Source organism: Roseateles sp. FW301-B2, assembly GCF_058788955.1.
Genome location: NZ_JBYTBE010000053.1, coordinates 20,407 through 27,351, shown reverse-complemented (window position 1 = coordinate 27,351; position 6,945 = coordinate 20,407). Strand labels below are relative to the sequence as shown.

At 67.8% G+C, this 6,945-nt stretch carries 9 protein-coding genes; 6 read left to right on the top strand and 3 right to left on the bottom strand.

Annotation, left to right across the window (positions count from 1 at the left end):
• The first annotated feature begins 16 nt into the window (after positions 1-16).
• The 6 genes from AC3WQY_RS23625 to AC3WQY_RS23600 all read left to right on the top strand — a co-directional run bounded on the left by AC3WQY_RS23625 (position 17) and on the right by AC3WQY_RS23600 (position 4,872).
• Positions 17-1,210, top strand: a complete 1,194-nt coding sequence (locus tag AC3WQY_RS23625) for an MFS transporter (protein WP_492711020.1) — start codon at positions 17-19, stop codon at positions 1,208-1,210.
• Complete coding sequence (locus AC3WQY_RS23620; protein WP_492711017.1) at positions 1,207-1,341, top strand: hypothetical protein; 135 nt, start codon at positions 1,207-1,209, stop codon at positions 1,339-1,341. The genes AC3WQY_RS23625 and AC3WQY_RS23620 overlap by 4 nt, the downstream gene beginning before the upstream one ends.
• Positions 1,341-1,898, top strand: coding sequence for a class I SAM-dependent methyltransferase (locus AC3WQY_RS23615; RefSeq protein WP_492711015.1), 558 nt, complete (start codon positions 1,341-1,343; stop codon positions 1,896-1,898). The genes AC3WQY_RS23620 and AC3WQY_RS23615 overlap by 1 nt, the downstream gene beginning before the upstream one ends.
• 45 nt (positions 1,899-1,943) lie before the next feature.
• On the top strand, positions 1,944-2,825 hold the full coding sequence (gene dapA, locus AC3WQY_RS23610) for a 4-hydroxy-tetrahydrodipicolinate synthase (protein ID WP_492711013.1): 882 nt from the start codon (positions 1,944-1,946) through the stop codon (positions 2,823-2,825).
• A gap of 174 nt (positions 2,826-2,999) precedes the next feature.
• Positions 3,000-4,067: an NlpB/DapX family lipoprotein gene (gene bamC, locus AC3WQY_RS23605; RefSeq protein WP_492711018.1), complete on the top strand. Its 1,068-nt coding sequence runs from the start codon at positions 3,000-3,002 to the stop codon at positions 4,065-4,067.
• A 19-nt stretch (positions 4,068-4,086) separates the two neighbouring features.
• Entirely contained in the window at positions 4,087-4,872 is a 786-nt protein-coding gene (locus tag AC3WQY_RS23600; RefSeq protein ID WP_492711011.1) for an MBL fold metallo-hydrolase, read from the top strand.
• A gap of 60 nt (positions 4,873-4,932) precedes the next feature.
• On the opposite strand, the gene AC3WQY_RS23595 is transcribed toward AC3WQY_RS23600, so the two are convergent.
• From AC3WQY_RS23595 to AC3WQY_RS23585, 3 genes are all read right to left on the bottom strand, one after another.
• A complete protein-coding gene (locus AC3WQY_RS23595) occupies positions 4,933-5,130 on the bottom strand; it encodes a hypothetical protein (RefSeq protein WP_285231864.1) in 198 nt (65 codons plus the stop codon).
• 165 nt (positions 5,131-5,295) lie between these two features.
• Positions 5,296-5,796, bottom strand: a complete 501-nt coding sequence (locus tag AC3WQY_RS23590; RefSeq protein WP_492711010.1) for a hypothetical protein — start codon at positions 5,794-5,796, stop codon at positions 5,296-5,298.
• Positions 5,797-5,803: 7 nt separating this feature from the next.
• Positions 5,804-6,928: a JmjC domain-containing protein gene (locus tag AC3WQY_RS23585; protein ID WP_492711009.1), complete on the bottom strand. Its 1,125-nt coding sequence runs from the start codon at positions 6,926-6,928 to the stop codon at positions 5,804-5,806.
• Positions 6,929-6,945 lie beyond the last annotated feature (17 nt).

Here is a 6,945-nt window from a genome sequence, read left to right as displayed (position 1 = left end):
CCCCCAACGCCCCACCCTGTCGCTGCAGCAGGTACTGCTGTGCGGCGCCATGATCGTCACCATCTCGATGGGCATACGCCATGGCTTCGGCCTCTGGCTGCAGCCCATCACGCTGGAGCGTGGCTGGACGCGCGAGACCTTCGCCTTCGCGCTGGCGATCCAGAACATCGCCTGGGGCGCCGCCGGCCCCTTCACCGGCATGCTGGCCGACCGCTTCGGCCCCTTCCGCGTGCTGGTGGCGGGCGGCCTGCTCTATGCCCTGGGCCTGGTGCTGATGGCGCTCTCCACCTCGGGCCTGGCCTTCACCGGCAGCGCCGGCGTGCTGATCGGCCTGGCGCAATCGGGCACCACCTATGCGGTGATCTACGGCGTGATCGGGCGCAATGTCGCGGCCGACAAGCGCTCCTGGGCGATGGGCGTGGCGGCCGCGGCCGGCTCCTTCGGCCAGTTCCTGATGGTGCCGGTGGAGAACTGGCTGATCGGCCATACCGGCTGGCAGAACGCGCTCTACATCCTGGCGCTGGCCGCCTGCGTGATCGCGCCGCTGGCGCTGGGCCTGCGCGAGCCCAAGACGGCGCCGGTGGCCCATGCCCACCAGCAAAGCATCATGCAGGCGCTGCGCGAGGCCTTTGGCTACCGCAGCTTCCAGCTCTTGATGGCGGGCTATTTCGTCTGCGGCTTCCAGGTCGTGTTCATCGGCGTGCACATGCCCAGCTATCTGAAGGACCAGGGCCTCAGCCCCGAGGTGGCCACCTATGCGCTGGCCCTGATCGGCCTGTTCAATGTGTTCGGCACCTATGCCGCCGGCAGCCTGGGCCAGCGCTTTCCCAAGCGCTATCTGCTCTCGGCCATCTACGCGCTGCGCTCCATCGCGATCGTGATCTTCCTGTCGGTACCGATCACGCCGATGGGCGTCTACCTGTTCAGCGCGGTGATGGGGGTGCTGTGGCTGTCCACCGTGCCGCCCACGAATGCGGTGCTGGCGCAGATCTTCGGCATCCAGCACATGTCGATGCTGAGCGGCTTCGTGTTCTTCAGCCACCAGATCGGCAGCTTCCTGGGCGTCTGGCTGGGCGGCAAGCTCTATGACCTGAACGGCAGCTACGACGTGGTGTGGTGGCTGGCCGTGGCCCTGGGCGTGCTGGCCGCGCTGGTGAACCTGCCGGTGCGCGAGGGCGCCATCGTGCGACCCACGCTGGCGCGCGCATGAGACTCCGCGGCTGGCTCTGGCAGATATCTTCCGTGCTGGCGGCCCTGGCCGCACTGGCCCTGGTGTTCCTCGCCTATGCGCAGCCCAGCCTGATGCAGCAGCTGGCCGAGCAGGTCTGGGCCTGCTTCTGATGAGCATGAGCGCAAGCCCCTCCTCCTGGTTGACGCGCTGGCCGCAGGCGCTGCGCGCCGGCGCCAGCGCGCTGGACCTGGCCTGCGGCAGCGGCCGCCATCTGCGCTATCTGACCCAGCAGGGCCTGCGCGTCACCGGCGTGGACCGAGACGCCGCGGCCCTGGCCGGCCTGCAGGGGCTTGGCGAACTGATCGTTGCCGACCTCGAAGCCGGCCCCTGGCCGCTGGGCGAACGCCAGTTCGAGCTGGTGCTGGTGAGCAACTACCTGTGGCGGCCGCTGCTGCCGCGGATCGTTAACGCGGTGGCGCCCGGCGGCTGGCTGATCTACGAGACCTTCGCCGACGGCCAGCAGAGCGTGGGCCGGCCAGCGCGTGCCGACTTCCTGCTCCAACCCGGCGAGCTGCTGCAGGCCTGCGCCGGATTGCGCGTGCTGGGCTACGAGGACGGCTTCCTCGACGACGCGGGCGTCAACCCGCGCTACGTGCAGCGCGTTGCTGCGGTTCGCGCCGCGGCACAGCCTGGGGTCTACCCCCGTCATCAGCTTCCCTTTGGCTGAGCGGCTGCGGCGCTGAGTAGAATCCGCCGATTACGAGGAATCCTGATGAAACCGATAGCAGGCAGCATCGTCGCCCTGGTGACGCCGATGCAGGAAGATGGCAGCGTCGATTACGCCGCGCTGCGCCGTTTGATTGATTGGCATATCGCCGAAGGCACGGACGTCATCGGCGTGGTCGGCACGACCGGCGAATCGCCCACCGTGAGCATGGAAGAGAACCGCGAGATCATTCGCGCGGCGGTCGAACATGCGGCCGGCCGGGTGCCCATCATGGCCGGCACCGGGGCCAACTCCACCGCGGAGGCCATCGAGCTGAGCCGCTACGCGAAGCAGGTGGGTGCGGACTGCACGCTGTCGGTGGTGCCCTACTACAACAAGCCCTCGCAGGAAGGCATCTACCAGCACTACAAGGCGATCGCCGAGGCGGTGGACATCCCGATGATGCTCTACAACGTGCCCGGCCGCACCGTGGCCGATATGCTGCCCGACACCGCCCTGCGCTGCGCCGCCCTGCCGGGCGTGTTCGGCGTCAAGGAGGCCACCGGCAATATCGAGCGCGCCGCCTACCTGATCAAGCATGCCCCCAAAGGCTTTTCGATCTACTCGGGCGACGACGGCACCGCTATCGCGCTGATGCTGCTGGGCGGCCATGGCAATGTGAGCGTCACCGCCAATGTGGCGCCGCGCGCCATGCACGAGCTCTGCAAGGCCGCGCTGGCCGGCAATGTGGCCGAGGCCAAGCGCATCCATTTCCAGCTCCTGAGCCTGCACAAGCAGTTGTTCTGCGAGCCCAGCCCGGCCCCGACCAAATGGGCGCTGGAGAAGCTCGGCCGAATCCAGGCGCATATGCGCCTGCCGATCACGCCGCTCACCGCCGGCGGCCAGGAACTGGTGAGCCAGGCCCTGCGCGACGCAGGCCTGCTCTAAGCCACAGCCCCTATCATTGCGACCCTGACAGCATGCGCATGGGCGCATGCCTGACCTTCGGAGATGTCCAGCGTGACCCCAACTTTCAAAGCAACTGCCGCACCGACCGCGGTCCGCTTGGCTTGCCTGCTGCTCGTCGGCACCTCGCTCACGGCCTGCAGCTCGATCGAGAACATGTTCTCCTCCGACAAGGTCGACTACCGCAGCGGTGCACGCCAGACCACCGGCCTCGATGTGCCGCCCGATCTGACCCAGCTGGCGCGCGATGGCCGCGCCCAGGTGCAGGGCGGCGTGGTGAGCGCCTCCGCCATGCAGCAGGCCTCCACCACCGCCAAGCCCAGCGCTGGCAGCATGAGCAAGGTGGCGCTGGACCAGGTGGGCGATCTGCGCATCGAACGCTCGGGTGAGCAGCGCTGGCTGCGCAGTTCGCTGACGCCCGAACAGCTCTGGCCGCAGGTGCGCGGCTTCTGGCTCGAGCGCGGCTTCGAGCTCGCCAGCGAACAGACCGAAGTGGGCGTGATGGAAACCAACTGGGCCGAGAACCGCGCCAAGCTGCCGCAGGATCTGATCCGCAGCACCATCGGCAAGGTGCTGGACGGCCTCTACTCCACCGGCGAGCGCGACAAGTTCCGCACCCGCCTGGAGCGCGTCAATGGCGGCACCGAGATCTATGTCAGCCACCGCGGCATGGTCGAGGTCTACACCAACAACCAGCGCGACAACACGGCCTGGCAGCCCCGCCCCGCCGACCCGCAGCTGGAAGCCGAAATGCTCTCGCGCCTGATGCTCAAGCTGGGCGCCAAGGACGAGCAGGCCAAGGCCGTGCTGGCCGCCGCGCCGGCCGCGCCCGCCAAGGGACCAGCCACGGCCGCCGTGCATGCCGGCACGCGTGCGCTGGCGGACGTGCCCACCAGCCTGCAGGTCAACGAAGGCTTCGAGCGCGCCTGGCGCCGCGTCGGCCAGTCGCTGGATCGCCATGGCTTCACGGTGGAAGACCGCGACCGCAAGCAGGGCCTGTTCTTCCTGCGTTATGCCGATCCCAACGAGGCCGGCAAGGACGAGCCCAACTTCTTCAGCAAGCTGTTCGGCGGCGACAAGGGCCAGACCGCGGCGCGCTATCGCGTCTCGGTCAAGTCCGAGGGCGAGCGCAGCACGGTGATGGTGCTGGACGACAAGGGCCAGCAGCAGACCGGTGAGATCGCCAAGCGCATCCTGAACCTGCTGATGGACGATCTGCGCTGAGGCGGCAGCGCCGCTGGCCATGCGTTTTTGCAGCCTGGGCAGCGGCAGCGGCGGCAACGCCACCGTGGTGGAGGCCAGTCAGGGCATCACCAGCACCAGAGTGCTGATCGATGCCGGCTTCAGCCTGCGCGAACTGACGCGCCGGCTGGGCCTGCGCGGACTGAGCCCCGATGATCTGGATGCCATCTTCATCACCCATGAACATGGCGACCACATCGGCTGCGCGCTGAATCTGGCGCAGCGCCACGGCATCCCGATCTGGACCAGTGCCGGCACCTGGCAGGCGCTGCGCGCCGAGGATGTCGACGCCAAGCTGCGCCATGTGGCGCGCGCCGGCGAGGCCATCCCGCTGGGCGACCTGTGCCTGCAGCCCTTTGCGGTGCCGCACGACGCCATGGAGCCCCTGCAGCTGCGCTGCCATGACGGCGCCCGCCATCTGGGCGTGCTCACCGACGCCGGCTCCATCAGCCCCGGCATGCGCGATGCCCTCGCCGGCTGCCATGCCCTGCTGCTGGAATGCAATCACGATGTGGAGATGCTGAGAGGCAACGCCAGCTACCCGGCGAGCCTGAAGCGGCGCATCCTCGGCAGCCACGGCCATCTCTCGAACCAGCAGGCGGCCGAGCTGCTGGCGGCCTGCCTGCATCCCGGCCTGCGCCAGGTGGTGGCCGCGCACCTGAGCGAGCGCAACAACCTGCCGGAGCTCGCCATGGCCGAACTGCTGGCCGCGCGCGGCACGACGGGCGGCTGCGAGATACGCATCGCCGAGCAGGCTACTGGCGTTGACTGGCAGGTTCTGAGCTAAAACGACAAAGCCGCCGGGGCTTGCGCCCAGGCGGCTTTTGCGTGATCGGAAGAAAACCGATTACTTGCTGGCGGCGGCCGAAGCAGCGTCAGCGGCGGCGGGTGCCGAAGCTTCCATTGCAGGAGCCGAAGCGGCTTCCGAAGCAGCAGGAGCGGGAGCAGCAGCAGGAGCCGGTGCAGGAGCAGCTTCTTCCTTCTTGCCGCAGGCGGTCAGGGCAACAGCAGCCAGCAGGGAGGCCAACAGGATCGACTTTTTCATACTTGTCCTCAAAGATTCGGTGAGACGAAGATCAATTACCGGTAATTAATGGAGCACCGCCTCTGACAGCAAAACGCAGTGGCAAGCCCCAGCAGATCAAGACGGGGGAAACCTCGAGCGCTCCCTCGCCTAGCCCGCGATTATAGGGGGTTGATTGCGGTCTCCTTACAAACCCAATGTCGTGGCACTAAAGGAAGGGCTTGAGCGTTGCTGAATCGCATCAAACCATTCACGTGCCAGCAGTTCATCCGGGCGCTCTGCGGACAAGACCGCACGCCAATGCTCGCTATCCAGCACGCGCAGGCATAGCGTGCCCGGCGCCAGCAGCAGGGCATCGAGCTTGCGGCCACCCGCCAGCGCCATGTCCTCGTCCGTGAAGCTGCCCGCCTCCACCACATGGCCATAGTTCTGACGCCAGCTCACAAAGCGCGGATGGGCGCGGCGCAGGCCCTCATAGTGATGCGCCAGCAGATGCAGGCGGCGATGCGGCAGGGCCCAGGCCTTCAGCGCGGCCAGCACCTCGGGGTCCGAGAGCGGCCAATCGCAGAAGTCCTTGTCCAGCCAGCATTGCTCGCGCCCGCCCTGGGCCAGGGCCTGCAGCAGGCCGGTCTTGAGCGCCGCGAGCGCCTCCTCGCGCGAATTCAGGATGCCTGTCTGCAGTTCCATGCTTTCCTCACTGCTGGGCTTGCACCCAACCGTCCTCGACCCAGATCTCCAGCAACTCGCGCGCGCCATCGGAGAGTTTGGCCAGGTCCTTGGCACTCAGGGCACGCGCATCGGCCAGGCGGCGCATCAGCTGCGCATCGCGGCCGGCGGCGCGGAAGGACTCGCCATTGATGAAGACATGGGCGCGGTCGTACATCATGCGGCTGCGCCGATCCAGTGCGATGCCGGCGCCCGCGGGCAGCACGCCGCCCTGCTCGAACCAGACGCGCGGTTTGGGCTCGGTGAGCGCCTCGCCCAGCGCGCGCTCCAGCGCCAGCGGCTCCTTCAGCGCGCGCTCGGTGGCGTCGCGCGCGAAGTCCAGCAATTGCTGCGGAATCTCGCCCGGCGCCTCGGTGGCGGCCTGTTTGGGGTCGGCATACATCTTGTTGGCATAGGCCTGGGAGTCATCGTCCATCAGGCGCTGCAGCAGCTCGCGCGCCAGCTCGGCACGCCAGGGCGTGCGAAAACCCACCGAGCAGGTCATGCACTCGCCGATGGCAATGCCGTCGTGGGCCCAGCCGGGCGGCAGGTAGAGCATGTCGCCGGGCTCGAGCACAAACTCCTGCTCGGGATCGAAATCCGCCAGCAGCTTCACGGGCACGCCCGCGCGCAGCGCGCCGGTGGTGGCCACGCCCTGACGGCCGATGCGCCAGCGGCGCTGGCCATGCACCTGGATCAGGAACACATCGTAGGAATCGAAATGCGGGCCCACGCCGCCGCCATCGCTGGCATAGGAAATCATCAGATCGTCCAAGCGCGCCTCGGGCACGAAGCGGAACTGCGACAGCAGCTCATGGGCGTTCTGCAGATGCAGGTCCAGGCCCTGCACCAGCAGGGTCCAGCCCGGCTTGCTATAGGGCGGCAGCTTGGCGACGGGGCCCTGCTTCAGGGCCCATTTGCCGCTGAACTGCGAGACCAGGCGCGACTCGACGTCCTCGCTGGCGGCCAGTGCGGCGAGTTCGCTGCGCGAGGCCGGCGGGCGGATGCCTGGCAAGGCCTGACGCACCAGCAGCGGCTTCTTCTGCCAATGGCGCCGCATGAATTGTTCGGGGCTGAGACCGCCCAGCAGAGGTGTGGAGAGCTTGATATTCATGGCGGCGATTGTCGCCC